Here is a 26,759-nt window from a genome sequence, read left to right as displayed (position 1 = left end):
AAGCACTTGACCGCTTCTTTTCCACCAACTGGCTGGTCTGTAAGATGAAGAAGGAGAGGGTTTGAGTGTCCCCCACTCTAGCTAACTGATTGTCAGAATTCTGTGCTAGTCACAAAAAATGGTGAAGGACTTAAGGAAATTGCTGTTCTTGATCCACGTGTTTTCCAAAATCCTGAATTAGAAACGAAATTATTCCCACCTTTAAAAAAAGTAATCTATGGTAATTACAGTTACAAAGATTCGAAAGATACAAAGATATTAATCGGTATGGAGGAAAATAAATTACAAAAATACCATTATATTGAAAAATATAAAAATGAAAAGATTTATAAATTATTCATTAAAACTAAAGATGGACAAGTCATTTATATAGCCCTAGATTATGGAGCTTTAAGCGGACCACTTTACCGCCATTCAATAATTCTTCTTGTTACAGGTGTAATTTCTTTGATAGTTTTATTTCTACTAACGGCACGATTTTTTAATCGTATATATGAAAATATCCAAAAAATAAAACGTCAGATTCAATCACTAGAAAAGGGAGATTTAACGGCTAAAAGCAATGTAAATGATAGAAGCGAGTTGGAAAACTTATCGCAAAGTACAAATCGAATGGTGGACAAGTTAAATCAGCTTGTCAAGGACACACAAGAACAAGCAACCAAAGCGCAAAAACTTTCTGTATTGTTAGAAGCGGAAACCTCTCAAACGATAGAAAAAATCTATGCTATAACTACCGAAACAACGATGAAATCGAGGGAACAGCTGGACGAAATCATTTCGTTTTTAGATGAACTTGTCAAAACATTACAGCCGTATAAAAAGAATGAACAGGTCCTTCATATCATTGAGAAAGTAGAAGATATGAAACAGATTGCCAATGAACGAACTGCCGCTACTACAGACATGACCATTACTTTGTCGGATTTGATTCATTCTTTGCATGGGCAGTCAAGGGAGTTATCTGAAATTTCGAATGCATTGCTTGAATCTATGAAGAAATTCAAATTATAGGAGTGGGAATGTAATGTCCTTAAAAATTAAAAAAAAAGTAAAAGAAAAAGCTGTGATCCTTCATATAGATGGAATTTTGGATATATCGACCACTCATCTGTTAGAGCTTTATTTAAAAGAGTTGGATGATAATGTGGAAACATTAGTATTTGATTTTACAAATCTGGAGTTTATTGATTCGACCGGCATCGGCTCTATCATGAATGCGATTTATTTATCTCAAGAAAAACATTTTAAACTAAAACTTCAAGGGATTAATGACCTAACGAACCAATTTTTTGAGATGGTTGGATTGTATCAAATATTAGAAGAGATACAGGGGAGTGAGATGGATGTGTAAAAGCGTACAAACTTATACCCATCAACAGCTCCTTGAAGCGAATCCAGAAATGGGGAAAACTTTGCAACGAGAGATCAATTTAGCGAGAAATATTCAAATGCAATTATTAAATGGAAAAACCCCGAAAGTGGAAGGCGGTGAAATTGCCGGCTTTTCCCTTCCCGCACGGCTGATTGGCGGAGATTATTATGACTTTTATCCTTTAAAAAATGGAAAAATCAGAATGGTGATAGGCGATGTCATGGGAAAAGGAATCCCTGCGGCTATGCTGATGATTCTAACAAGAGGCGCTTTTCGAAGTACCGCTGAAAGTACTCGAGGTCCCGCGGAAACACTAACTTCCATAAACCAAGCATTGTATGAAGACTTACGGACATTAAAATCTTTTGTGACGTTGTTTTGCGCTGATTGGGATCCTAAAACAGGAGCTTTTACTTACGCGAATGCGGGTCATCACCTTCCTATTTATATTAGTGGGAAAGATCGAACGGTGAAAGAACTGCCAAAGGTACAGGGAATTATGGTTGGAGGGCTGCCTAAGCAAGTATATAAAGAGGCTTCTGTTCATTTAGTAGACCAGGATACAATATTCTTTTATACGGACGGTATTATCGAAGCCCAAAATAAAAGGGGGGAACAATATAAATTAGAGCGGCTTATTCGAACTTTGATCAAACATCAAGACCAAAACGTCCACGATATTCAGAAAAGTGTTTTAGAATCGGTCAATCGATTTATAGAAGACGTTCCTCAAAAAGATGATATAACAATGGTTCTGCTAAAAGTAAGTCAACCAAAAGCGGATATTTCAAGTTTAAACGCTCCAGTAATCAATTAGGGGGCAGATAGGGCGAAGCGTAGTTTCGAAAGGAAAAAATATAGAAGAAGCCATACAATTAGGATTAAAATTATTGGAAACGAAAAAGGAAGAAGTAGATATTGAAATTATTCAACCCGAAACAAAAGGTTTTTTGGGAATTGGAGCCAGAAAAGCAATTGTCAAACTGACGAAAGTTTACGCTTCCGTTAAAAAATTGAAGGAGAATGATAGGGAGGAAAGTGAAGGACACGATAAAGAAATAAATTCCGAAATGCTTAATGATATAATCAGTGAAACGTCCTCGTCGCAAGAGGAAAACGAGAATCATCCTGTTGCCGATGAAATGGACAAAGAGGGAAAAGTATGGGTGAAATCTGGGAAATTATTTTTTACGACAACGCCAACTTTTTATCCAACTTTGACCATTGGCAAAGGGATTAAATTATATAAGAATAATGAACTTGTTAAAGATAAAAACATCGTTCTTTCAGAAACAGATCGGTATGAAGTAAAGTGTGAGAACGACGTACAAGAAACCAAATGGAATATTTCGATCGATAAGCTGAAATTAAAGGCGCTTCTCCATGTTGAACCTGGTTATAAAATGACAAGACGTATACCGGATATAGAGCCTAGCAAACATATTGAATTAATCGCTGAGGAATTGAAAGAAATTCAAAATACATTAAGCTTCGCAGAGGTCATTGAGGAGTTGGCTTCATTAGGAGTAATCTATGGAATCAATGAAGATCAAATTTTGAAAGCGATCGAATCTCGGCAACCAGGTACATTTGAAATTGCCACAGGTAAAAAAGCCACTCATGGTCATGATGGTTGGATAGAACCCAAAGTTCCTTTAACGATGCAAAATGGTCTAAAAGAAGACGAAGATGGGAAAGTAAATTATCGAGAAATAAGGGCTATTCCGACTGCGGAAAGAGGAGAAGTCATTGCCGTCATTCATCCTCCTGTTCCTGGACAGCCCGGTATTACCATTACAAATGAACCTCTTCCTCCAAAGCCATCCTTTCCTATCAAGCTTCGAGCTGGTAAAGGAGTTGTTGTCGTGGATGATAAAATCGTGGCGATGGAATCGGGAAGACCGCATATTGAACAAAGAGGACAACTCGTTAAAGTAGATATTCTTCCAAAAATAACCCATAGTGGAAACGTGGATTTATCGTCTGGAAATATTCGTTTTGTAGGAGATGTCGATATTTTAGGCGATGTAGATGTTAGGATGACGGTCGAGGCGGCGGGCGCAATCTTTGTTCAAAAAAATGTAAATATGGCGACTTTAACAGCAGCAGGTGCAATTGTTGTTAACGGCAACGTCATAGGTTCTAAACTTTCAGCCGGAAAACATAACAGGCTCATCGCAGAACTGGGGCAATTACTCGAGGAAATGCATGTTCAAGTGAAAGGCATGATCGAGGTCATTACACAACTCATCCATTCTCCTGCATTTAAATCAAGCGACTTTCAACGCGGCGGCATGCAGCCTTTGATTCGCATTTTGTTAGAGAAAAAGTTTAAGAATCTACCTCCGCTTGCTAAAAAATATATAGATACAGTGCAAAAAGGGGAGAAAGACCTCGAAGATGATGACTGGAAAGAAGTAGCTGTCTCTATAAAAAAGACATTTTTATCCTTAACGAAGGAAATCACTTCCCTGGAGCAGATGGAACAGTTAGCCCAAAAAATGAAACAGCTTTCCGAATTTAGCAAAATACCTGTTGAACCCGATTCTTATATTATCATATCTAATGTTTTGAATAGTGAGATTTATTGTAGTGGCGATATTATCGTAAGTGGACAAGGTTGTTTGAATACAAAAATTCATGCAGGAGGAAAATTGGAAATACGCGGAATAATGCGCGGAGGGGAAGTATATGGTAAATTAGGTGTTGAAATCCATGAAGCAGGAGCGGAAAGTGGGACTACAACAATCATCGCTGTGCCGGTTGGCCAAACGATCAAAATCAATAAAGCGCTGGAAGGCACTATCTTAAAAATAGGCAACGTGAAGCATACTTTAAAAGAAAATCAATATTCGATTGTTGCTCGTTTGGACGAGAATAATAGAATGATTTTTGAAAAGAAAGCCTAGGTGAGTGTATCATGATCAAATATTTTTATAACGAAGTAGAGGATCGTTTAGATGTAAAACTAGAAGGAGATTTTGATATTGAAGGAACTGAAGTCGTGGAAGAAGAGTTAATTCCGACTATGCTCAATTATAAAACAGTGAATATTGATTTTGAAAATGTTCCGTTTGTAGACTCATCCGGAATGGGCTTATTGATCGATATAGTGAAAACCCTAAATGATAAAGGAATAAAGGTTACAATTTCAAAAGTAAGACAAGAAGTTTTTGAAGTATTTGAGATCATACAACTACCCGAAATTTTAGGCGAGGAAGTCTTTGTTTAAACCCAATACAACCCGCAAGTTTCCAATACATCTTTGATTAAACTTTAACGCATTAAAGGGGTCTGGCCCCTTTAATGCGTTATACTTGACAAGGACAATGGTGAGCGTATAGACTACAAAACATCATGAAAAAATGTTGCCTGCTCCGATTCGGCTCTTTTTATAAAGTTGATGTTTGAATCACCTTTATTGTGTTCTGGAATAAATAGACTTGTGCCATAAAGTTTTGCCGGTCTTGACACTTTGTGTGCCGATTTTCTAAAAGAAAACAGACTTTTTGAACTCCCGCTTTTAACTGCGGGAATTTTATTTGGCCGAGACGGCTGTGCTTATATGGCAATGCGTTAAGGGATGTTGGTTTTCTTTGTTTCAAATAGATAAAGAAACACGGTTATTAATAGCTGTGTAAAAAATTTTAAGGAGGGGTTGCTGCAGAATGAACGTTGAAAACACATCAGTTCAATCCTATCGGAAAGCTCCTATATTGGGCGTTATGATGATAGGAGCTTTGATCGCGTTTTTAAATCAAACGTTAATTAATGTGGCTGTGCCGCAAATTATGGACCATATGCACGTTTCCGCGGCTACCGTAAACTGGTTAATCACGATCTTTATGCTAGTGAATGGGATCATTATTCCAATCACCGCTTTTTTGATGAATCGATTTACGACAAGGCAATTATATATCTCTTCAATGGGGCTTTTTGCCGTTGGAACTCTTATTTGCGGCATTGCTCCTAGTTTCTCCGTGCTGTTGGTCGGCCGGGTAGTACAGGCGGCTGGAGCGGGCATTTTGTTTCCGTTGATCACGAATGTGATTTTTACGTTATTTCCGCCGGAACGCCGTGGTTTTGCGATGGGGATATTTGGCGTAGCCATGAACTTTGCACCGTCAGTGGGACCGACATTATCGGGATGGATTTTGGAACACCATTCGTGGCGGGTTCTGTTTTTCATTATATTCCCCATTGCTCTTGCTGATTTGATCGTTTCTCTGTTTCTCGTAAAAAATGTGACGGAAACGAGCCGACCAAAACTGGATACCATTGGCGTGATACTATCTACTATTGGCTTTGGCGGGATTCTCTATGCTTTTTCAACAGCAGGAACCAAAAGCTGGGAAAGTCCGGATGTCATGGCGCTTTTGATCGTTGGCGGAATCAGCTTGATTTTGTTCGTATGGCGCCAATTGGTGGTGGATGAACCGATATTGGAGTTCCGTATTTTTCGGTATCCGATTTTTACACTTACCACGATTATTAATATTTTAGTGACGATGGCTATGTTCTCAGGGATGATTTTGATGCCGATTTACATGCAAAATATTCGTGGATTTACTCCGTTGGAATCGGGCTTATTGCTTTTGCCGGGTGGTATAGTCATGGGATTGATGTCGCCTATTACGGGCAAGCTTTTTGACAAATTCGGAGCTAAATGGCTGGCCGTTGTCGGATTGGCGATTACGATCGTCACTACCTATATGCTTACCCGGCTTCAAACGAACACGACTTTTGCTTATGTAGTGGCCGTTTATACTGTACGGATGCTTGGCATTTCCTTAGTGATGATGCCTATTTTTACGGCCGGTTTAAATGAATTGTCGCTAAGTTTGAATAAATATGGAACGGCGATGGTAAACACGCTGCGAATGATCGCAGGCGCTATTGGAATGGCCTTCTTTGTCACGATTATGACGAATGAAGGAAAAGCGCATATACAAAATATTGTCGCTTCTCAACATATTTCTCCTGCCGATAAAGTGCATATGGCGATGGCGATTCACCAAGGAAGTGCGATGGGGATTCAAGATGCCTTCATGGTAGCTACCGGCTTGACCGTCATTGCTTTTGTCTTGTCCTTCTTTATTCGGCGGGTGGAACCAAAAGAAAATAGGATAACGAATCGTATAAGAACGAGAAAAAAACCAATTGCCGATGGAAATTTAGCTAAATAGTTCAGCTATTTATAATGAAAAAAGGCGGGAAATCACTTGCTAAAAGGATTCCCGTCTTTTTTTCGCACATTAATGGACAGCAAATTCTGAAATACAGGGCTGAAAGAAAAGATAAATCTTAAAAGCGCTAGGGATTGAATGGAAGTTTTATACTATTGGCATGAATGAATGGAACAGTAATGGAAGAATAAAAGAGACAGAACGAAAAACTCTCGATTAGTTCCGGAATGTTGATGGCAATTAAGAGATGTAGTGTTTGGTAATTAAGAGTTTGCATAAAATAGTGCATATTCACCGCTTTACATGGAGTGACGGGTCTGATAGGCTAATCTGCCTATAAAAGCCATACGGACCGACACTTTGCGATGAATTATACCCGCGGAGGCTCCATGTCAAGCGACTTCGCTTATGAAAATTTATACAGTGAGATGAATATAATTATTTGCCATTTGATGCATTTTTTGATTGCCAAAAACATCCGTAAAAAATCAGAATTTTCATATTTTATCTAAATGTTAGGAAGAGCGGCACCTAAATCATTTTCATGATGAAATTCAGGTTACTCTCACCATCATCAAAGAGAAAGGAAATACGATCTTTCTCCGCGGTTCTATCATCCTGTGATGAAACATAGTCGAAAATGGGTGGAAAGCGTTTCTCAAATGTTCATACTTAGGAGAAAAATAGAAAAAGCACCTGCAAAAAGCAGATGCTTCAAAAGTAAAATGTCGAGTGAAGGAAGGTTATTGAAAATCTGTATGGAACGATCGGGATGACAGGATTTGAACCTGCGACTCCTAGCACCCCATGCTAGTGCTCTACCAAGCTGAGCTACATCCCGAAAGACACAAGATTATTATAGTACGATTTTTTTCGGGTGACAATAGACATTCCTTCATTTCAAAAAGAAAATGTTTATCGATCTGTCGTTCAAAGATAAAAGCTCCAACATCTGGTGTTCTCTTATCGAAAAATTTTTCATTCAAAAAAGGAAATTCATGAATTGTTTACACTCTCTCCGTTCAATCTGTCATTTTTTATATTATGATATACGGTAGGGAGGTATAAAAATGAAAAAATTGGGGTTCATCATGATTCTATCTATTTTGGTTGTCATCGCTGCCGCTTGCTCAAACGCCAATGATAAAGCGAACAGTCATGATACGTCCAATATGGATAGCAAGAGTACGGAAAACAGTGATCATTCCCAAATGTCCGGTAGTCAAAAAGATTATTCGAATTTGCCTATGACCACTGCTACAAAAGAACTAGCGGGAAATAACATTACCATAACAGCAAAAGAAGCAGTGAATTCATTTGATTCTAAACATAAGTTTCCCGTTTGGACTTTCAACGGTTCTGTACCAGGACCTATTATAAAATTAAAACAAGGTCAAACCGTGAATATCACGCTTAAAAATGAATTGCCACAACCTGTGACCATTCATTGGCATGGGCTTCCGGTTCCTAACAGCCAAGATGGCGTTCCGGGGGTGACCATGAACTCAGTGCAACCCGGCCATTCTTTTACTTATCATTTTACTGCCACTGTACCGGGTACATATTGGTATCATTCCCACCAAGATAGTGTGAATCAAATCGATAAAGGTTTATATGGAGCCATCATCGTGGAGGGGGCAAACGAAGAAAAAGTCGACAAAGACTATACTCTTATGTTGGATGAATGGAATTCATCCGGCATAACGATGGATGAAATGAAGAGCGGCAAGAATCATACGGATATGAACGGCGATAACATGGGAACGTATGATTTGTACACGATCAATGGAAAATCCGGAGATTCCATACCGCCATTAAAGGTTCGCAAGGGCGATAAAGTACGTATTCGATTGATCAACGCCGGATATATCACTCATAATATTCATTTGCATGGCCATGCGTTTAAGGTGGTTGCCACCGATGGAAACCCGATTCATAATCCGCAATTAGTGAAGAATAAGCTCATCCCTGTCGCGCCGGGTGAACGATATGATATTGAATTTACAGCCGATCATCCCGGAACATGGTATATCGATTCTCATGATCACAATAAAGCGGACAAAAACATGGTGGCCAAAATCGTTTATGAAGGGTCAAACCGCCATGCAGATAAGCCGGATTATAAGACTTCATTGCCGCAGTTGGATATAACAAAATACGGCGAAAAGGGACCGTCCAGATTTACTTTGAATCAAAAATATGATGTAAACTACACCATGGATTTAGGCGTAAAAGTGGACAAGAAAGGCACCACGCATTATACCATCAACGGAAAATACTATCCGAAGACGGATCCGATTTATGTAAACAAAGGAGATTTAGTCAAAATCACGTTGCGAAATATTTCAACTGTTGATCATCCGATGCATTTACATGGCCACTCTTTCCAAGTATTAAGTAAAAACGGAAAACCGCTGACAGGATCGCCTTTGATAAAAGATACACTCAATGTCAAGCCGGGAGAAGTATATGTCATCGCTTTTCAAGCGAACAATCCCGGTGATTGGATGTACCATTGCCATGAATTGCATCACGCTGCTGCCGGTATGATGATAGACGTGAAGTATCGAGGATTTAAGCCTTCTTTTAAGGTAGACCCAAATGCCGACAATCGTCCGGAATAAAATGTGAAAATAGATGGCTGATTGGCAAACCCGTTTCCGATTGAAATCGGAAACGGGTTTGCTTTTTTGGCTTTATAAGCATCGGATTGCTGTTTCTTTCGTTTAAGAACGCGAAAAACCCTCGATTTTTAACAAAGAATGGTTTTCAAATGGATAGTGAATCTTTAATATAAAAAGTAGATAAAGTTAGCTTGCTTACGGATTTTTGTGAAAATTCGCTCGGATAACACTGAAGAAATTGAATCTGAAAGGTGAATACAACATTGGCCGTTGACTACATATTTTTGCAGCCCCGTACATATTATTGAAGTTGCCGGCAAGTTGAAAGAAAAGGCAAGTTTACAAGGTTTGGGGTTTCATTGTGAAAAGCATTTAGAACGGTAGATATCCTATCTTCATAAGCTTAACACTTCCTTGGAAGGAAGAAAGGAAGGTTGTTAATACTCATACGGCTTCAAAACGAAACCGAGGCGGCAATTAAAAGGACAATCAAAGGGGGGAGATTATGGGGGTTCAAGTAAGCGCTTTAGGTGCGATCGTCGCTTTAGCGATGGCGATCGTGCTTATTTTGCGCAGAGTTTCACCTGCTTACGGAATGATGGCAGGGGCTTTCATTGGCGGAATCGCTGGAGGAGCCGATGTGACCAATACGGTGGATGTGATGATGGAAGGAGCAGAAGGGATGGTCCCTGCTGTCCTGCGTATTTTAGCCGCAGGGGTGTTGGCAGGAGTGCTGATTGAGTCTGGAGCCGCAGCGTCGATTGCGGAAACGATCGTACGAAAGCTCGGAGAAGCAAGGGCGTTATTAGCGTTGGCTATTGCGACCATGATTTTGACGATGGTTGGTGTGTTTGTGGATGTCGCTGTAATGACGGTTGCGCCCATTGCGCTGGCGATTGCCAGTCGGGCACAGTTATCCAAACCCGCCATTTTATTGGCGATGATTGGCGGAGGAAAAGCGGGGAACATTATGTCGCCTAACCCGAATGCGATCGCTGCCTCAGATTCCTTCCATGTTCCGTTGACGTCTTTAATGGCTGCCGGGGTGCTTCCGGCTTTTTTCGGAATGGTGGTCACTTATCTTTTGGCGAAGAAATTGATGCGAAAAGGGACAATGATTGCGGAACAAACGGAATCAGCCGGCCATGAACAGAAAGAATTGCCCGACTTTTTAGCTGCGATTACGGCTCCCATAGTAACCATTGCGTTGCTGGCGCTGCGCCCGACTTTTCATATGGATATTGATCCTATGATCGCACTTCCGGCCGGTGGAATAGTGGGGGCCATGGCGATGAAACAATCCAAGAAGATCAATGCTTATGCCATTTCCGGTTTATCGAAAATGTCCGGCGTTGCCATTATGTTATTAGGGACAGGAACGTTAGCTGGAGTGATTGCGAACTCGTCGTTAAAAGAGGGGATCATCAGCGGCTTAACTCATTCAGGATTGCCGGCCTATTTATTAGCGCCGATTGCCGGAATCTTTATGTCAGCTGCTACCGCTTCTACAACGGCAGGGACAGCGGTCGCCAGCAGCGTATTTGGAGGCACGATTGTGGGGTTGGGTGTTTCTGCGTTGGCGGGTGCGGCCATGGTTCATGCGGGGGCTACCGTGTTAGACCACTTGCCTCACGGGAGCTTTTTCCATGCGACAGCGGGCAGTGTTCATATGAAAATGAAAGAACGTCTCAAACTGATGCCGTATGAATCGCTTGTTGGAATGACATTAGCGGTCGTATCCACTTTGATTTATGGAGTATTTCACCTTTTCGGATCATAAAGAAACGGAGATGAAATGATGAAAATTGTGATTGCACCTGATTCGTTCAAAGAAAGTTTGTCTGCCTTACAAGCCGCTCGTGCGATCGAAAAAGGATTTCGGGACGTATTTCCGGAAGCGGAGTACGTGTTAATTCCAATGGCAGATGGGGGAGAAGGGACTGTTCAGTCATTAGTGGACGCGACCGGAGGGACCGTCATCGAAAAACGAGTGACAGGACCATTAGGAGAACCGGTAGATGCGTTTTTTGGTTTGCTTGGTGACGGAAAAACAGCGGTCATCGAAATGGCGGCTGCTTCCGGATTACATCTTGTTCCGAACGAAAAACGAAACCCTCTGCTCACAACGACCAGAGGAACGGGAGAATTAATTCGAGCCGCTCTGGATAAGGGTGTAGAACATTTGATCATTGGAGTCGGCGGAAGTGCTACGAACGACGGCGGTGCCGGAATGATTCAAGCGCTGGGAGGCCGGCTTTTGGATCAAAAGAGACAAGAAATTGCCCCGGGGGGAGGGCATTTGTCGGAATTGGCGGAGATTGACCTGTCATCGCTCGATTCAAGGTTGAAAAAGGTGAAAATCGATGTTGCTTGTGACGTCGATAATCCTTTAACGGGCCCGAACGGAGCTTCAGCTGTGTTTGGCCCGCAAAAAGGCGCCACACCGGAAATGGTCCGACAGCTGGACGAAAATTTAAGCCGCTTTGCTGATGTGGTGGAACAAACATTGGAAAAATCGATTCGCCATGTTCCCGGTGCCGGAGCGGCAGGCGGGCTCGGCGCCGGCTTGCTTGCGTTTCTGGATGCGGAATTAAAGCGAGGGGTCGAGATTGTGCTGGAGGCTGTTCAATTTCAAGAGCACGTCAAAGATGCTTCTCTTGTGATTACCGGGGAAGGACGCATAGACGGTCAAACGGTTTCGGGGAAAACGCCTATCGGTGTCGCCAAAGCCGCAAAACAATATGGTATTCCGGTGATCGGCATCGCCGGGTCGTTATCCGAAGACAGCGACATCGTGCTAAAGCACGGAATCGATACCCTTTATAGCATAGTCCCGGGGGTCATCCCGTGGGAAAAAGCCGTTCAACACGCTGAGTTTTACCTTCAACAAACATCCCGCCATATCGCACGGACGATAAAGATGGCTAAGCATATCGATTAGGAAGGATGCATCACATATGGGTATGAAAGAGGTTAAAAATCATCGCGTTAATCATTGATCCATAAAAAAATCAGAGGACTTGGATGACCGTTGTTGATCCAGATCATTGAATAGCACGAAAATGTGAAACCGGCCGGATCATAATGAGTCCAATCCTTCATTGATGTCTTCAAATACTGAAAAAAGGGATCATTCCCCGCTTGAATGGACGGGAAATGATCCCTTTCGCTTTTTGCGTTAGCATTGTTTCGAAGGGTCTGTTAAGTCTTCCCCGATGATTTTGACTTCTCTTTCGAGGTTGACGTTGAATTTCTCTTTGACGGTTTTTTGTACATGGCGAATCAAGGCGATATAGTCGGCTGCAGTAGCATTATCGATATTGACGATAAAGCCGGCATGTTTAGTGGAGACTTCTGCGCCGCCGATCCGTGTGCCTTGAAGTCCGCTGTCTTGGATCAGTTTTCCGGCGTAATAACCGGGCGGCCGTTTAAACACGCTGCCGCAGGACGGATATTCCAAAGGCTGTTTGGACTCGCGGCGCTCTGTTAAGTCATCCATTACTGCTTTGATTTCTTCGTAGTCGCCGGGCTGCAACGCAAAGGCAGCTTCCAGCACAATATAGCCTTTTTCGGCCACATTACTTGTACGGTAAGAAAGATCGAGGTCAGAAGCCGGCAGTTTTAATAAGTTTCCGTCGCGATCCACGACCATCACATAATCGAGCACATCTTTTATTTCTCCGCCGTAGGCACCGGCATTCATAAAAACGGCTCCTCCGACCGTACCCGGTATTCCGCACGCAAATTCCAGGCCGGTTAACCGGTTTTCCAAGGCGTATCTAGAAGCATCGATAATCGCAGCGCCGCTTTGTGCGCGGAGCTGATTTCCTTCCACAACGATTTTGTTCAAGTTTTTTAAACAAAGAACAATGCCGCGTATTCCACCATCTTTCACGATTAAATTGGACCCATTGCCGATCAAAGTGAAAGGAATTTGTTCTTTTTTCGCAAATTGAACCACTGCTTGAACTTCCGCAAAAGTAGTAGGTGTGACAAAAAGGTCCGCTTTACCACCTAACCGTGTATAGGTGTGTTTTTTTAGACATTCGTCTACTTTGATATTGTCTTTCATGACCACTTCTGCTAATTTATCGTAAAATTGCCGATAGTCATCCACTTGCATCATTCCTTTATTCGTAATCTTCGGATGTCGAAATCATCGTTTATCCATCTGTCGACAGATCAGGAGTTTCTATATTGCATTATAGCAGTTTTCGTGTCGTTTCAGAATAAAGAATCTCTAATCGCCAAAAAAGTTTCTTGAAATCCTTGACAAAGAAAATGATAATCATTATCATTGAAAACGAAGGAACTAAATGAGAATCATTTTCGTTGAATGGAGTTTTCGATAGTTTAGAAAACTTTCTCGTTCCTGTTTAGAAATTTCCCCCTCTTTTTCTGCAACATCCTAGATGAAACTGAATTCAGCGGTCTGCTGTGGAAAAACCAGCAGGCCGCAGCTTTTAGTTTATATATTCAAACCGGGCATTAAAAGGAAGCAGACCTAGATCAAGGATAGAGGAAAAACTATTTATACTGTATTTTTCAGAACAAACATTCGCCCACTCCCTTATAAGAGGGATGGGCGAATGTTTCTTTTGGACTGCTTTTTTGTGGGTCAGACACACAAAAGCGAACGGGCATAGCCAATCTTCGAGTACCAATTAAAAGGAACTTCCCTGTTATAATAGAGGAGGCATATGTTGGCTATCATGAGAAATGAAAAGCGATTGGAAAGCAAAGAAGACGGGGACTGAAAGAGGATGGTCGTTATGCAATCAACAAAAAAGATTCTGCAAAACTTATGGTTTATTTTGGTTAGCAGTATCGGCGGATTTTTATTGTCGCGGACGGGAGTTTCCATCGGTTGGATGATCGGATCATTGATGTTAGCCGGCGGGCTGGCCCTTTGGAAACCGGCGTTTGTTTCTTTTCAGCAAGTGGAAATCAAGCTGATGAAACATTGGATGTGGATCGGCCAATTTATATTAGGAATTCAATTGGGACAACAAATGAATTCCACTGTATGGCGTGTCTTTCATGAGGACGGCTTGATTGTGCTTGCCATGCTGCTTTTATCGATCAGTTTTTCGCTATTGTCTGGATTCATTTTATGGCGGTTCAGCTCAACCGATTTCATCACGAGTTTTGTGGGAACGGCTCCCGGAGGGCTTTCCGCCATGCCAGGCATTGCGAGCGAGTTGGGGGCGAATGTAGCGGTTGTCAGCCTTACTCAGATGGTTCGGGTTCTTCTTGTAACGGGGACGGTTCCTTTTTTTGTTTCGATGTGGGCGCTGCATTCTTCACACTTTGTCGGTAAAGGGACGCGAACGATAGCCGTTCTTCAAACGACCGATCCTCATCTAGCTTGGACGGCAGTTTTGGTGGCTGTGGCGGCGGCTGGAGTTTTTGTCGCAAAATGGATCAGAGTCCCCTCTCCTTGGCTTGTTGGAGGAATGATCTTTGTGGCGATCGCGCAAACGTTAGGCGGAGTGCTGAAAGGGCACGATTTGAATGCATGGTGGCCGAGTTGGCTGATGATCGTTGCGCAAATTCTCATGGGAGCAAGCATTGGCTCTTCTTTAAACAAGGAAATGTTTCAAGGTGCACGGCGTATTTTTCTTGTGGGATTGGCCGGATCGGTTGGACTGGTGATGGCTACAACTGTCTGCGCCTATATTGTTTCTCGGTTTACGGATATCGGATTGGCCACTTCGGTTTTGGCATTTGCTCCGGGAGGGATTGCCGAGATGGCCGCGACAGCCGTGATCCTGCACGCGGATTCTACTTTTGTGGTCGCCGTTCAAGTGATCCGCGTCATCATTGTCGTCGCTATCCTGCCATCGTTTTTTAAATGGGTGAACCGCAAATACGCTATGTAAGATCTATCGCTAAGCGAAGAATTCAATAGCAATGATTCAGCAGGGAAGGCACTGCCATAGAGCGGGGCGTTCCTTTTTTTATGACCATGGTTTTTCTTCTGTATCAACCATCATTTGCCCTCATCTTGAAATGGGCGTAAAATTCAGAATAGATGAATATTTTTGCCGAGGAGGATTTGACTTGTCGATTAGATGAAATCAATCATGGGGAAAGCATGCACGGTTCTCAGGTGAAAAAGACGAGTGACATGATTTAGTTTGATCGTTTAAGTCTTATCGGGCCAGAAACAAGGGTAGGAGGGTTCAGGATGAAAACAAAGAAAATAGCCGTGATACCAGGAGATGGGGTCGGCAAAGAAGTAGTTCCGGAAGCATTAAGAGTAATGGAAGCTTTGTCTCAACTGCATGGAGGCCTTTCCTTTTCTTACGATACATATCCCTGGAACTGCGAATATTTTCTGAAGCATGGAAAAATGATGCCGGAAGATGGTTTAAGCCGACTGGCTGACAGCGATGCCATCTTTTTAGGAGCGATTGGCGATCCTCGATTGGTGCCCGACCATGTGTCATTATGGGGGATTCTCATTAAAATCAGGAGAGAGTTTGAGCAGGTGATCAATGTCCGGCCGGCTAAACAATTGAAAGGGATAAAATCGCCTCTGGCTCATCCGGCCGGTTTTGATTTTATCGTCGTTCGCGAAAACAGCGAAGGCGAGTACAGCGAAATCGGCGGAAAAATCCACAGCGGGGAAGACGCGATGGCGATTCAAAACGCCGTGTTTACGAGAAAAGGAATCGAGCGAGCAGCGACATACGCCTTTGAACTCGCAAGAACAAGAAGAAAGCGAGTGGCCAGCGCAACGAAATCGAATGGCATTGTCCATACGATGCCTTTTTGGGATCGCGTCGTTCAAGAAGTTGCGGCGAAATATCCTGATGTCGAAATGAAGTCCTATCACATTGATGCGTTGGCTTCCTTTTTTGTGACTCGACCGCAGGAGTTTGATGTCATTGTCGCGAGCAACTTGTTCGGAGATATTTTGACTGATCTTGGAGCGGCCATCATGGGCAGCATTGGCATCGCTCCGTCAGGAAATATTCATTTAAACGGAAAATACCCGTCCATGTTTGAACCTGTCCATGGCTCCGCGCCGGATATTGCCGGAAAAGGAATTGCCAATCCAATCGGGCAAATTTGGACGGCGAAAATGATGCTGGACCATTTTGGCGAGCAGGAATCGGCTGATTTGCTATTGGAAGCCATTGAGGCGGTGCTGGAAGCAGGAATCAAAACACCGGATTTAGGCGGAAAGAACACGACGAAAGAAGTAACGGATGCGATTATCCGAAAAATGAAGGAACTTGCGGAATGAAGAGAGGCTGTTTCATTTACGCTTAGGAGTTCAATGAATCTATGTTTTCGAATATCGGGGGTCGACTGTAAAGGGCCATGACTATGGCTTGTCAGTCGGCCCCATTTTTTTATGCCTGTTCTCAAGAATATATGGAGGACTTTTGAACGGTGGGATACATTTCCTCTTTCTTTATCATTCTACCACTTTACTAAACTAAAGAACTTGTTGTAAAATAGTAAAGTCAAATCAAGATCCCGATGAAAACGATCGTTTTTTCTTAATAAAGGAAGAAGGATTGGTTTTGAGATAATGAATCAAAAAGGTGAGCAGAATGAACAATAAAAAATGGGGATTATGGATTTTAACCATGTTTGTTGTTGGAAATATGGTAGGAGGCGGTGTTTTTATGCTTCCGACTAATTTGGCCCAAGTGTCCAGTCCGTGGGGGGCCACTCTCGCCTGGATAGCAACCGGGCTGGGGGTTTTTATGATTGCGCTCGTATTTGGAAATTTGTCTATTCGAAAACCGGAGCTGAAAGCGGGGCCGCAAAGCTACGCGCAAGCAATGTTTTCTTCGCCTAATGCCGGACGGGTTGCCGGCTACAGCATGGCGTGGGGTTATTGGGCAGCCAACTGGGCTGCGACCGCTTCAGTCATCATTTCTTTTGCCGGTTATTTAACTACCTTTTTCCCGATCATGCAAAGCAAAAAGCTTTTATGGTCAGCCGGGTCTTTTCAATTGGAAGTCGGCAAACTGATCACCTTTTTAGTGTGTACGGTGATGCTGTGGGGAATTCAATGGATTCTGACTCGCAGCTTTGACGGTGCCGGGAAAATCAATTTAACGGCGACTGTTGCGAAAGTGCTTGGATTTACCTTATTTGTCGTTTTGACTATTTTTGCTTTTGATCAAAGCAATTTGGGAAATGCCAAACATTTTGTGGATTCGACCGGAAAGGCAGTGTCTTTGGGCGGACAAATCAATGGTGCAGCTATTTCCGCGTTGTGGGCTTTTATCGGCATCGAATCGGCCGTAATGCTTTCCAACCGGGCAAAATCGCAAGGAGATGTAAAGAAAGCAACCCTTTTAGGATTGTTGATTTCGATGCTGATTTATATCGCGATTACACTGTTAACGATGGGGGCTCTCTCTCAAGATGAACTGAGAGAATCGCAAAAACCGCTTGTCGATGCTTTAGGGCAAGTGATTGGAAGCGGCGGTACTTATATTATGGCGATTTTAGCCTTAATTTCTTTGTTCGGATCGACTGTGGGCTGGATTGTCGTCAGTTCCGAAGTGCCTTATCAAGCGGCAAAAACGGGCCTATTCCCTGCTTTTTTCGCCAAAACCAATGGAAAGGGAAGTCCAAGAAACTCTTTAACCCTCACCAATTTGATGACGCAGATTTTCTTGTTTTCGACCATATCCCATACGGTGAACCGAGCCTATAACTTTGTCATTGTAGTGGCGACGCTGGCCTATTTGATTCCATATCTTGTGTCTGCCGTCTATCAATTAAAGTTGGTGATTACCGGAGAAACTTATGGCTTAGCGCAAGGAGCACGGAGAACAGACGGCGTGATTACCGTTCTCGCATTGGTGTACTCTATTTGGGTCATTAAAACAGGAACGGCTGATATGAGAACTTTCTTGCTAGGCATCGGTTTATTTGTGGTCGGATTGCTGCTATATCCATTCATTATGAGAAATCCGCAGCCGATCAACAAAGAAGCAGAAAGCCGGTTATAACATTGCCATGAAAGCCGTATAGGAGAAAAGAATGACCGTCATCAGTTGGCGGTCATTCTTTTTAGTGTGATTCCAATTTCTTTATCTTTTTGTTTTCATATGGTTCGAAGCATGTTCAAAGCCAAAGCCGATTTCTTGGAGTGCCTGTTGAAGGTCGGAGCGGGTTTCCAGCCCTTCTCCAATTTCGATGCCGAGTTCGATCATCGTATCGGCGATCTCCGGACTGATTCCGGTTAAGATGGTGGAACATCCCAGCAGTTTAATCCCTCTCACAATTTTAAAAAGATGATTGACGACAGCGGTGTCAACGAATGGAACTCCGGAGACGTCAATGATTAATTTGCGCGCTTTAAACTCTTTCACTTTAAAAAGAGTCTTCTCGCGAATTTTTTTCGCTCGATATGTATCGACAGTGCCCACAATCGGAAGAATACATATTTTATCGGTGATAGGTATAACGGGCACGGACAACTCATCGACGGTCTCGCGCTGGCTTTTCAGCAATTCGTCTTTATATTGAACATAATAAGCTGTGTAGGAGTTAATCATCATATCAATAATATTATTGACTTTCCGTTCGAGTGAAAAAAACTCATCGATGACCAGACTGGTGCCGGTTTGTTGATAAAAGGAATGAATGGCCTCCCAAATCATGCTTCGGGAAGATTGGAAAAATTCCCAAGCCAGATGAATGGGAAAATCGGTTTTGGCCCTTGATGTACCAAGCTCTTTCGACCAGTCCATGATTTCTTCCGCTTTAATTTCCGGAATGCTTCTCACGACGAGGTTGATAAAACGCTTACATTGATTGAACTGTTCCTCTTCCGCGTCTTTGCTTGCGTCAAAGTGATTATAATAGCTTTTATGCTCTTGCAAATATTGAACCCATTGTTTCGCATATTGATCGATGTTTTGGATCAAAAATTCGGTTAATTCTTTTTCTAAAGAAATCGTTTTCGCCATAATATCCCTCCTGGAGAATGGATCTAAATGCCGGATGCCTTTTGGAAAGTGCAAACAAAAAGCAGTCCCTTTTCCTTCTTCGCTTTCTACTTGAACGAATGCATTATTGTTTTGCATGGCTGAAAACACTTGCGCCACTCCCATTCCCGTTCCGTCTTCTTTTAAACTGAAGAAAGGGGTGCCGAGCATTCGTAATTTATCCTTCGGGATGCCGACGCCGGTATCCGCAATTCTAATATGGACTCCCTCATGATCTTCATACTGTTCAATCGTCAAGATTCCGCCTTTGGGCATCGCTTCGATCGCATTTTTCACAATGTTGAAAAGCGCTTTTTTGATTTGGCCCTTTTTCCCCGTAATAACGGCGCTTGGATGTTCCAATTTTTTGACGACTTTAATGTTATAAAGTTGGTTTTGAAACAGCAGCAAAATCGATTCAATTTCAGCGGAGATGGAAAACGTGGTTCGTTTTTCTTGATCAAATTCCGGTTTGGAAACGCTCATGAGCTCATTTAAAATGGTAATCGCCCGTTCCAGTTCGCTTTGAGCAATTTCGATGTACTCTGGTTTATAGGATTGATTCAATAATTGCAAAAATCCTTTTACAGCTGTTAAAGGGTTTCTTACTTCATGAGCGATGCCGGCTGACATCTCACCGATGGAAGTTAATAAGCTCTCATTCCAATTATTGTGATTTTCTACATTCTTCAGCTGATCAAGGCTGAAGATATACAAATAATGACTTGAGGGCGGATGACCAATGCCTTTATGGAACAAAAAAAGATGAGGTCTTGAGTGAACATGAGCGACAAATTGTTCGCAAGTCCCATCCATACAGTCTTGAAGCTTTTTATTGATGTCCGGATGAGCAAAGCACTGAAAAATATTTTTCGGTTCGGACTGGCTTTTATGCCCTATTAATTTCTGGGCCTTATTGTTCATATATTCAATTTGGCCGTCCGGCTTAAGCAGAATCAAACCATAGTGTACTTCTCTAAATTTCAATTGTTTATAAATGATGGTTCCCCTGCCTTTCATTTAACCATTTCACGGCGCGGATTCTCGTTCCAAAGTCTTCTTTGCTGGTTATCTCAAATTCATCCATTAACCGCTGAACTCCTGATAAACCGAGTCCAAGCCCTTTTTTGGAACGAATCTCACTTTTCAGAACTTTTTCGATCTCTTTGATGCCCGGCCCATGGTCGATAGCCAAAATTTCAATTCCGTAGTCAGGAAAGGGAGTAATAAAAATTTCCCCCTTTACTGCGTAATAGATGATATTGCGTGCCAATTCCATGATCGAAACAACCAGCTTGGTTTGTTGAATTTTGTCCAGTCCAAATTCTTCCGCCACTTTTTTTCCGATGGAACTGGCCATGTACACATCTCTTTCATCATCAATCGCTATTCTGTACACATTTTCTTCGTCCTTTACTCTTACTAGTAATCGATCAAAGTGTAAGCGGAAGTCCTCACTGCCGCTTACTGGAAACTACAGATCAAGATTAATTCTATCAAAATAACTGGTTTTATCTAGTATTTTTTTGAAAAAATCGAAAAATAAAATCATGATCGTGCAGTTTCAATGTGTAGCCTCTATAGATGGTTTTAATTTTGCTTTATAAGTGATAGCTAGAAGAATGGAGGCAGGTGGAAGCTGTAGTTTGATTCCAAAAAGAAAAAGCCCCTTTCGAAGGTTAGGGGCTTTTGGCTATTTCTTGAAATGGTAAGGAACAGTGGAGACGACAACGTTTTTTGTACGAAGCAAATAGGCTCTAAGCAGCAAACTCGACTGGTTATGCAAAATATGGTGCCATCTTTTGCGCGGCAAAAACTGCGGTATCAAAACGGTTACTTGATAATTGTGATCTTCTGCTTTGTCTTCGATAAAATCAACGAGCCTTCCTATCGGATGAACCAAACTTCGATATTGAGACACAAAGGTTAAAAGCCGCACATCAGGCTGCCATTCTTTCCATTTTTCTTGCATGGCTTCTTCGCTTTCGCGGTCGAACGCCACATAGACAGCAATGACATAATCGCCGATCGATTGGGCATATTTTAATGAGTTTTCCACTACTTTCGTGATTCCGGCGACCGGAACGATGACGACATTGCCCGCAATAGGCGGAGTTTGTTCATCAGGGTTGATCCGCAATTGTTCTCCCACGTTGATATAATGATGCTTAATTTTATAAAACATGGTAATGATTACAGGCAAAAAGACGAAAACAACCCAAACATGAGTAAATTTTGTAATGAACAACGTCAGAACGACCGTAAAGGTTATAAACGCTCCGACAAAGTTAGTCACAAGCTTCCATTGCCATCCTTTTGGTTTTTCCCGAATCCATTTCACAATCATCCCGGTTTGAGAGAGGGTGAAAGGAATGAAAACGCCAACCGCATATAAAGGAATTAAGTTTTCCGTTTTTCCTTTAAACGCGATAATCAGAATCATGGAAGCAATGCTTAAAAACAAAATGCCATTTGAATATCCAAGTCGGTCGCCACGAATGGTAAACATACGCGGCAAATATTTATCTGTCGCCAAGTTGACCGCGAGAAGAGGAAAAGCAGAAAAACCGGTATTCGCTGCCAACACGAGAATTAAGGCGGTCGTTCCTTGTACAAAGTAATACAACGGCGTTCGGCCGAATGTTTCATCCGCAATTTGAGAAACGACGGTTTCGTCCGCTTTCGGACTGATACCGTACCAATAAGCTAAAAAGGTAATGCCGGAAAACAAAATTCCGAGCAAAACGCCCATCATCATAAGCGTGCGGGCCGCATTTTTTTCGGCGGGATCTTTAAAATTCGGAATCGCGTTCGAAACGGCTTCGACGCCTGTTAACGCAGAACATCCGGATGTAAAAGCTTTTAACAATAAAAACATGCTGACGCCATCCACCCAATGTCCCATCGGTTCATGGGCAGTAGCCGGGATTTGGCCGGTGGCGACTTTCTGAATTCCGACCGCAATTAATACAAGCAAGGCCAATACGAACAAATAGACCGGATAGGACAACACGGTTGCCGACTCAGACAGCCCACGCAAGTTTAAAATGGTAATAAAGAGCACAAGAAGAATAGAAATCAGCACACTGTGGGCATGCAGGGAAGGAAATGCCGAAGTGATGGCGTCCGTCCCTGCGGAAATGCTGACGGCAACAGTTAAAATATAGTCGACCAAGAGCGATCCGCCGGCGACGAGACCAGTTGTTTCGCCCAAGTTGTTTCGAGATACGATATACGCTCCACCGCCGTGAGGGTAGGCGTAAATAATTTGCCGATAGGAGAGGATGAGCGCTATGAGCAGTATCAAAATCCCTACTGCGATTGGAATGGAGTACCAGTAAGCCGCTGCTCCGACAGTAGCTAAGACGATCAGCACTTGTTCGGGACCGTATGCAACGGAAGATAAAGCATCGGATGATAAAATGGCCAGCGCTTTCCTTTTGCTTAATTTATGCTCGCTAAGGGCATTGGTTTTCAGTGGCTTTCCTATCAGCAATCGTTTTAATGTCATATACATAATGGTTCTGCACCTCTTGTTTGAAAATATTGATAAAAGTGGAGATTTCATTTTGCGCAAACAAAAACCGCAGAGGGGAAAATGACTCTGCGGCACTAAAGAGCATAGGCAAAGAGACATCTCCTCTTTTCAAACGCCTACGAGGTTAGCTGTCGGATTAGGGTGGAAAGAGTCACCCCTCCTAAATATTAGGATTCACCCCATGCAGCCCATAAGGCCGCGATTGGTTTCCCCCGCTTCATCATCATGAATTAAGCGATAAAAGATGCTTGGATTAACTTTATTATTTTTAGAATGTTCATATCTTAATCCTGGAAGAGTGAGAATGTAAAGGGAAAAAAATGAAGAGAAAAAACTGTTTTCAGTTATAAAAGCGCTTACAAATAGACTTATCTTTCAAATTCGCTTTTTCTTATGGACTGTCTGGCCGATTTATAAAAGGATTCCCTCTTTAAACGTTGTAACGCAGAGAAAAAACAAACTGTTTTTTCCATTCAAATGGCCAGCCTTCCAGCTGGCCCATGATCCAAATAAGGTCATCTTTTTCCAAAATGGTATTGATCTTGAAAAAAGAAGTTCCCCTCCTTCAAAGGGAAAGGAGAGAGCCTGTTAAACAAGATCAAGGGACTCACACGCCACAAGGTTCGGAAAAGGATGGGGCCATGACGAGCCGCGTTTCTAGACAACCTCTTTTTTTGATTGATGAATGTCGTGGCGTGCTAAATGGCTGTGGTTTCTGGCGTAGATATAGTAAAAGAACGTTCCAATGGCCAGCCAAATCAGAAAAGAGATCCAAGTGATTCCCGGCAGGCTTAGTGACAAGTAAATGCAGATGATGGCGCTGATCGCCGGGAGCACCGGAACAAATGGAACACTGAATGATGGTTTTAAATCAGGGTATTTTTTCCGCAGCACGATAATAGAGATAGAAATTAACGTAAAAGCAGCAAGGGTTCCCATATTGACAAGATGGGCAAGGGTCGTTAAATCCACAAAGCCTGAAATAGCAGCGGCTAAAATACCTGTGATCCAAGTGTTGATAAACGGCGTTTGAAAAGTCGGGTGAACGCGGCCAAGCACTTTTGGAAGCAGACCGTCCCGGCTCATCGCATAGGAAAGCCGGACTTGTGCATAGATTAAAGCGAGGAGAACGGTCGTAATTCCGGCGACGGCGCCCACGGATATAATCCCAGCCATCCGGTCTTGGCCAACAAATTTAAGAGCAAAGGCTACCGGGTCGGCAACATTTAATTTTTGATAAGGGATCATTCCCGTTAGGATTAGAGAAACTCCTATATACAAGATCGTGCAAATAGCTAAGGAAGTGATGATCCCGATAGGCATATCACGCTGCGGCCGTTTCACTTCTTCAGAAGCCGTTGCAATGACATCAAATCCGATATAGGCAAAGAAAACCGTTGCGGCGCTTGTAACAACTCCGCTAAAACCATATGGCATAAACGGCGTCCAGTTGTCCGGTTTTACATAGCCGAGTCCGGCAGCGATAAAAGCGATGATGACCGCCAGCTTGATAATGACCATGACATTGTTAAAACGAGTGCTTTCCTTTACTCCTCTGCTAACTAAAGCAGTAATAAACAAAATAATCAGAATTGCCAGTAAATCAACGGCTCCTCCATGCCCAGTGCCGGGTGCCGAAGAAAGAATAGTCGGTATTTTCAGTCCAAAACCAGCCAAAAGGGATTGAAAATAAGCTGACCACCCGGCTGCCACCGCTGAAATCGCCAGCACGTACTCCAACATCAAGTCCCAGCCAATTAAGAAGGCAAAAATTTCACCCAGTGTGGCATATGTGTACGTATAAACACTTCCTGAAATCGGCACTGCTGAGGAAAACTCGGCATAGCAAAAAGCAGCCAACGCGCATGCAATTCCGGCTAAGATGAAGGAAAGAATAATTGCGGGACCTGCGCTTTGAGCTGCTACCACTCCCGTTATGACAAAAATGCCTGTTCCAATCACGCAGCCGACGCCAAGAAAGATTAAGTCCAGCAATCCAAGAGATCGCTTCAGCTCTTTTTTCTGGCTTTGTGCCAGCATTTCATTGATCGATTTTTTTCGAAACAGTGTACTCATGATGTCCTCCTATCTTCTAAAATAGTTGAATTTTCTGATATTTCAATGTTGATACGTTTTGAGTATAATGTCGGATAGTGTCGAAGTCAAGACAAGAGCTCTCATGAAAACGGTTAAAAAATAAAATTTAAAAAAGGATGCCGATTTTCGACATCCTTAAGAGCTGGCCTATAGAACAGAAAGGATATTTATGGCTGGCTTGGTGCCTTTTTTCTTTGAGTTTTCAAGACGCTAAATAACTTCTTCGCAGCTTCCGGTGTTTGCTTCGCTGCTCTCACAGCTGTTTCCACCGACTTTTTCGTTTGTTCAAGATCTTCCTGAATTTTCTGCTGATGTTCTAATAGTTTGGCGGCTTCTGCTTGGATTATTTCTGTTTGCTCTCGCATACGCTTGAGCACGGCTTGTATATGTTCGGCTTTCGGCCAGGCAGAGCGGTACGTTTTCACGGCAACGCGGTCCAAATAAATTAGAACGCCAATAAAAAGAATCAGACTTGCATATAAAATGAAGATCATGAATTCGTTTTCCTCCTTTATTATTTGCCTCATCTGCGTTTATGAAAAGTGTAGCGGATTTTGGCGAAATAGAAAAGAGAAAGGAAAGGAATTTTTTTCTAAAATGAATGGCAGTTCTGATTGGAGGACGGAACCCAATGTACTCATCGTCCATTTTTTGAATGAAATGCCGTCAATGCCAAAGAATCATAAATGCGGACAATCCATCATAAAAATCATACAAAAGGCAAGGCCGGATTCTTTTTCAAGCGGAAAGGGGATTCGGCTTTTTTCTTGGACATCGCTTTTTTCAGGAGAATGTGCGCCTTTGGAAGATGGGCTTGTTTTTCCGGCCTTTTGGGAAAAAGAAAAGAACGAATGATTTTAATTAAAAGAAAACGAGGACCGTTAATTCAAACGGGGAGTGATGGAATGGCAGAACAAGAGCCGCTAATGCAGCTGTTGCATTCGCAATTTTGGACGTACATGGGGGAAGCCATTGGGCAATCCGAACAGCCCCATGATATTCCTTTACCACTACACCAATTTGGATAGCTTTATGGGAATGATTGACAACTGAAGCATATGGATGTCAAAAGGAAATTTTTTAAACGATTCAGGCGAGCTGGTCTATATTCGTCATATCGCCCGCCATGTGCTCGAATTATTGGAACAAAAGATCAATGAAACGTATGGAAAGGATAAGGAACTGGAAAAATGCCGGAATTAGTTTGTTGGAAAAATGAGATGGGCTCTTTCAAAATTTTTGCATGAAATTCATTTGGATTATTTGGAAGTGTATGTGTTGTCGCTGACCCCCAACCAAGATTCGCTGACCTTTTAGTGCAGCTGCTCGCGAGGAGATGGATACAATATCGGCTTTTCTTCCCGCGAATTGTTGGAAAAAATCAACAGTCTTTCGGAAAGCATGGGAAAAGAAGTCAGCGTTGTCTATGGAAATGTGATATACGAAAAAGGAAGCAGTAGCAGATTCTCCTACATTCGCTGCTCCGATCCTTTGAATTCCTAAGGCAGCGCCGCGGACAGTTTGACGATAAGAAAGCGGCGGCCGAACTGCCGACTCATTTTCTTGAACTGATTACGTCCTGTTCGATTTTTTTCAAGCATGAAGCCTTTAAAAATGAAGAAGAATACCTGCATTTAAACGAAGAAGAAGAGCGGACACCGGCGACACACAAATGGCCTTTCGTTCAGTCAACGGCATTATTATTCCGTATATTTCCATTCAGCTGCCAGAAAAATTGCCGGTCCGGTATGTCCCCATCGGCCCGAAACATAATACCGACATTGCCAAAAACGGCGTGGAATACTATTTGCGAAGCAAGGGATACCATTTAGACCAAATACCGTCAGCAAATCCGTTGTCTCGCTCAGGTATTAGAACGATAGCGGCGAGGATATCTTAGATGGCGGCCAAGGCTGTGCCAACTGAAAGAAGGATTTTCTTTTTTCAAGAAGGGGGTATTTGCCAATAAAA

At 42.6% G+C, this 26,759-nt stretch carries 21 protein-coding genes, 1 tRNA gene and 1 riboswitch; of the genes, 15 read left to right on the top strand and 7 right to left on the bottom strand.

The window, feature by feature from the left end:
• The first annotated feature begins 102 nt into the window (after positions 1-102).
• The 6 genes from BSM4216_RS13640 (at position 103) to BSM4216_RS13615 (ending at position 6,561) form a co-directional block, all read left to right on the top strand.
• The gene (locus tag BSM4216_RS13640) at positions 103-1,014 is read left to right on the top strand and encodes a methyl-accepting chemotaxis protein (protein ID WP_053083258.1); all 912 of its coding nucleotides are present in this window, start codon (positions 103-105) and stop codon (positions 1,012-1,014) included.
• 13 nt (positions 1,015-1,027) lie between these two features.
• Positions 1,028-1,354 carry an STAS domain-containing protein gene (locus BSM4216_RS13635; RefSeq protein WP_048624061.1) on the top strand — a complete coding sequence of 109 codons (327 nt, stop codon included), beginning with the start codon at positions 1,028-1,030 and terminating at the stop codon, positions 1,352-1,354.
• A complete protein-coding gene (locus tag BSM4216_RS13630; protein WP_048624060.1) occupies positions 1,347-2,192 on the top strand; it encodes a PP2C family protein-serine/threonine phosphatase in 846 nt (281 codons plus the stop codon). Before BSM4216_RS13635 ends, BSM4216_RS13630 begins: the two co-directional genes overlap by 8 nt.
• Positions 2,188-4,284, top strand: coding sequence for a FapA family protein (locus BSM4216_RS13625; protein ID WP_307190438.1), 2,097 nt, complete (start codon positions 2,188-2,190; stop codon positions 4,282-4,284). The genes BSM4216_RS13630 and BSM4216_RS13625 overlap by 5 nt, the downstream gene beginning before the upstream one ends.
• A gap of 11 nt (positions 4,285-4,295) precedes the next feature.
• The gene (locus tag BSM4216_RS13620; protein ID WP_048624058.1) at positions 4,296-4,607 is read left to right on the top strand and encodes an STAS domain-containing protein; all 312 of its coding nucleotides are present in this window, start codon (positions 4,296-4,298) and stop codon (positions 4,605-4,607) included.
• A gap of 436 nt (positions 4,608-5,043) precedes the next feature.
• Entirely contained in the window at positions 5,044-6,561 is a 1,518-nt protein-coding gene (locus BSM4216_RS13615) for a DHA2 family efflux MFS transporter permease subunit (RefSeq protein WP_048624057.1), read from the top strand.
• Positions 6,562-7,328: 767 nt separating this feature from the next.
• On the opposite strand, the gene BSM4216_RS13610 is transcribed toward BSM4216_RS13615, so the two are convergent.
• Positions 7,329-7,402: transfer RNA gene (locus BSM4216_RS13610), tRNA-Pro, on the bottom strand.
• A 229-nt stretch (positions 7,403-7,631) separates the two neighbouring features.
• On the opposite strand from BSM4216_RS13610, the gene BSM4216_RS13605 reads away from it, so the two are divergent.
• The 3 genes from BSM4216_RS13605 to BSM4216_RS13595 all read left to right on the top strand — a co-directional run bounded on the left by BSM4216_RS13605 (position 7,632) and on the right by BSM4216_RS13595 (position 12,126).
• On the top strand, positions 7,632-9,185 hold the full coding sequence (locus tag BSM4216_RS13605) for a multicopper oxidase family protein (protein ID WP_048624056.1): 1,554 nt from the start codon (positions 7,632-7,634) through the stop codon (positions 9,183-9,185).
• Between the two features lie 505 nt (positions 9,186-9,690).
• Positions 9,691-10,965, top strand: a complete 1,275-nt coding sequence (locus BSM4216_RS13600; protein ID WP_048624055.1) for a GntP family permease — start codon at positions 9,691-9,693, stop codon at positions 10,963-10,965.
• Between the two features lie 18 nt (positions 10,966-10,983).
• Positions 10,984-12,126, top strand: a complete 1,143-nt coding sequence (locus BSM4216_RS13595) for a glycerate kinase (RefSeq protein ID WP_048624054.1) — start codon at positions 10,984-10,986, stop codon at positions 12,124-12,126.
• Positions 12,127-12,363: 237 nt separating this feature from the next.
• Here BSM4216_RS13595 and murB read toward each other — a convergent pair whose 3' ends face one another.
• Positions 12,364-13,308 (bottom strand): UDP-N-acetylmuramate dehydrogenase, encoded by a 945-nt coding sequence (gene murB / locus BSM4216_RS13590; RefSeq protein ID WP_048624053.1) that lies wholly within the window; start codon positions 13,306-13,308, stop codon positions 12,364-12,366.
• 649 nt (positions 13,309-13,957) lie between these two features.
• Between murB and BSM4216_RS13585 the strand changes: the two genes are divergently transcribed.
• From BSM4216_RS13585 to BSM4216_RS13575, 3 genes are all read left to right on the top strand, one after another.
• A complete protein-coding gene (locus BSM4216_RS13585) occupies positions 13,958-15,067 on the top strand; it encodes an AbrB family transcriptional regulator (RefSeq protein ID WP_048624052.1) in 1,110 nt (369 codons plus the stop codon).
• Between the two features lie 308 nt (positions 15,068-15,375).
• Positions 15,376-16,440 carry a tartrate dehydrogenase gene (locus BSM4216_RS13580; protein WP_048624051.1) on the top strand — a complete coding sequence of 355 codons (1,065 nt, stop codon included), beginning with the start codon at positions 15,376-15,378 and terminating at the stop codon, positions 16,438-16,440.
• Between the two features lie 313 nt (positions 16,441-16,753).
• Positions 16,754-18,172 carry an amino acid permease gene (locus tag BSM4216_RS13575; RefSeq protein ID WP_048624050.1) on the top strand — a complete coding sequence of 473 codons (1,419 nt, stop codon included), beginning with the start codon at positions 16,754-16,756 and terminating at the stop codon, positions 18,170-18,172.
• Positions 18,173-18,253: 81 nt separating this feature from the next.
• Here BSM4216_RS13575 and BSM4216_RS13570 read toward each other — a convergent pair whose 3' ends face one another.
• From BSM4216_RS13570 to BSM4216_RS13550, 5 genes are all read right to left on the bottom strand, one after another.
• Positions 18,254-20,113 carry an ATP-binding protein gene (locus tag BSM4216_RS13570; protein WP_244878014.1) on the bottom strand — a complete coding sequence of 620 codons (1,860 nt, stop codon included), beginning with the start codon at positions 20,111-20,113 and terminating at the stop codon, positions 18,254-18,256.
• 31 nt (positions 20,114-20,144) lie between these two features.
• On the bottom strand, positions 20,145-20,552 hold the full coding sequence (locus BSM4216_RS13565; RefSeq protein ID WP_048624048.1) for an anti-sigma regulatory factor: 408 nt from the start codon (positions 20,550-20,552) through the stop codon (positions 20,145-20,147).
• Between the two features lie 294 nt (positions 20,553-20,846).
• The gene (locus BSM4216_RS13560; protein WP_048624047.1) at positions 20,847-22,670 is read right to left on the bottom strand and encodes an APC family permease; all 1,824 of its coding nucleotides are present in this window, start codon (positions 22,668-22,670) and stop codon (positions 20,847-20,849) included.
• A 118-nt stretch (positions 22,671-22,788) separates the two neighbouring features.
• Positions 22,789-22,938, bottom strand: a riboswitch (cyclic di-AMP (ydaO/yuaA leader).
• A gap of 410 nt (positions 22,939-23,348) precedes the next feature.
• The gene (gene bcaP / locus BSM4216_RS13555; protein WP_048624046.1) at positions 23,349-24,767 is read right to left on the bottom strand and encodes a branched-chain amino acid transporter BcaP; all 1,419 of its coding nucleotides are present in this window, start codon (positions 24,765-24,767) and stop codon (positions 23,349-23,351) included.
• A 188-nt stretch (positions 24,768-24,955) separates the two neighbouring features.
• Complete coding sequence (locus BSM4216_RS13550) at positions 24,956-25,282, bottom strand: hypothetical protein (RefSeq protein WP_048624045.1); 327 nt, start codon at positions 25,280-25,282, stop codon at positions 24,956-24,958.
• 411 nt (positions 25,283-25,693) lie between these two features.
• Here BSM4216_RS13550 and BSM4216_RS17260 point away from each other — a divergent pair, with 411 nt between their 5' ends.
• From BSM4216_RS17260 to BSM4216_RS17150, 3 genes are all read left to right on the top strand, one after another.
• Positions 25,694-25,816, top strand: a complete 123-nt coding sequence (locus BSM4216_RS17260; RefSeq protein WP_255287966.1) for a hypothetical protein — start codon at positions 25,694-25,696, stop codon at positions 25,814-25,816.
• Between the two features lie 34 nt (positions 25,817-25,850).
• Positions 25,851-25,991 (top strand): hypothetical protein, encoded by a 141-nt coding sequence (locus tag BSM4216_RS17155; protein WP_244878013.1) that lies wholly within the window; start codon positions 25,851-25,853, stop codon positions 25,989-25,991.
• A gap of 469 nt (positions 25,992-26,460) precedes the next feature.
• Positions 26,461-26,688: a hypothetical protein gene (locus BSM4216_RS17150; RefSeq protein ID WP_244878012.1), complete on the top strand. Its 228-nt coding sequence runs from the start codon at positions 26,461-26,463 to the stop codon at positions 26,686-26,688.
• Positions 26,689-26,759 lie beyond the last annotated feature (71 nt).

It is taken from the genome of Bacillus smithii (assembly GCF_001050115.1).
GTDB lineage: Bacteria > Bacillota > Bacilli > Bacillales > DSM-4216 > Bacillus_O > Bacillus_O smithii.
This window is presented reverse-complemented; position numbering and strand designations above follow the sequence as displayed.

Coding starts and splice junctions, on each gene's coding strand:
- BSM4216_RS13635 (WP_048624061.1), top strand. CDS start 1,028: ATGTCCTTAAAAATTAAAAAAAAAGTAAAAGAAAAAGCTGTGATCCTT.
- BSM4216_RS13630 (WP_048624060.1), top strand. CDS start 1,347: ATGTGTAAAAGCGTACAAACTTATACCCATCAACAGCTCCTTGAAGCG.
- BSM4216_RS13620 (WP_048624058.1), top strand. CDS start 4,296: ATGATCAAATATTTTTATAACGAAGTAGAGGATCGTTTAGATGTAAAA.
- BSM4216_RS13615 (WP_048624057.1), top strand. CDS start 5,044: ATGAACGTTGAAAACACATCAGTTCAATCCTATCGGAAAGCTCCTATA.
- BSM4216_RS13605 (WP_048624056.1), top strand. CDS start 7,632: ATGAAAAAATTGGGGTTCATCATGATTCTATCTATTTTGGTTGTCATC.
- BSM4216_RS13600 (WP_048624055.1), top strand. CDS start 9,691: ATGGGGGTTCAAGTAAGCGCTTTAGGTGCGATCGTCGCTTTAGCGATG.
- BSM4216_RS13595 (WP_048624054.1), top strand. CDS start 10,984: ATGAAAATTGTGATTGCACCTGATTCGTTCAAAGAAAGTTTGTCTGCC.
- murB (WP_048624053.1), bottom strand. CDS start 13,308: ATGCAAGTGGATGACTATCGGCAATTTTACGATAAATTAGCAGAAGTG.
- BSM4216_RS13585 (WP_048624052.1), top strand. CDS start 13,958: ATGCAATCAACAAAAAAGATTCTGCAAAACTTATGGTTTATTTTGGTT.
- BSM4216_RS13580 (WP_048624051.1), top strand. CDS start 15,376: ATGAAAACAAAGAAAATAGCCGTGATACCAGGAGATGGGGTCGGCAAA.
- BSM4216_RS13575 (WP_048624050.1), top strand. CDS start 16,754: ATGAACAATAAAAAATGGGGATTATGGATTTTAACCATGTTTGTTGTT.
- BSM4216_RS13560 (WP_048624047.1), bottom strand. CDS start 22,670: ATGTATATGACATTAAAACGATTGCTGATAGGAAAGCCACTGAAAACC.
- bcaP (WP_048624046.1), bottom strand. CDS start 24,767: ATGAGTACACTGTTTCGAAAAAAATCGATCAATGAAATGCTGGCACAA.
- BSM4216_RS13550 (WP_048624045.1), bottom strand. CDS start 25,282: ATGATCTTCATTTTATATGCAAGTCTGATTCTTTTTATTGGCGTTCTA.
- BSM4216_RS17260 (WP_255287966.1), top strand. CDS start 25,694: ATGGCAGAACAAGAGCCGCTAATGCAGCTGTTGCATTCGCAATTTTGG.
- BSM4216_RS17155 (WP_244878013.1), top strand. CDS start 25,851: ATGTCAAAAGGAAATTTTTTAAACGATTCAGGCGAGCTGGTCTATATT.
- BSM4216_RS17150 (WP_244878012.1), top strand. CDS start 26,461: ATGGCCTTTCGTTCAGTCAACGGCATTATTATTCCGTATATTTCCATT.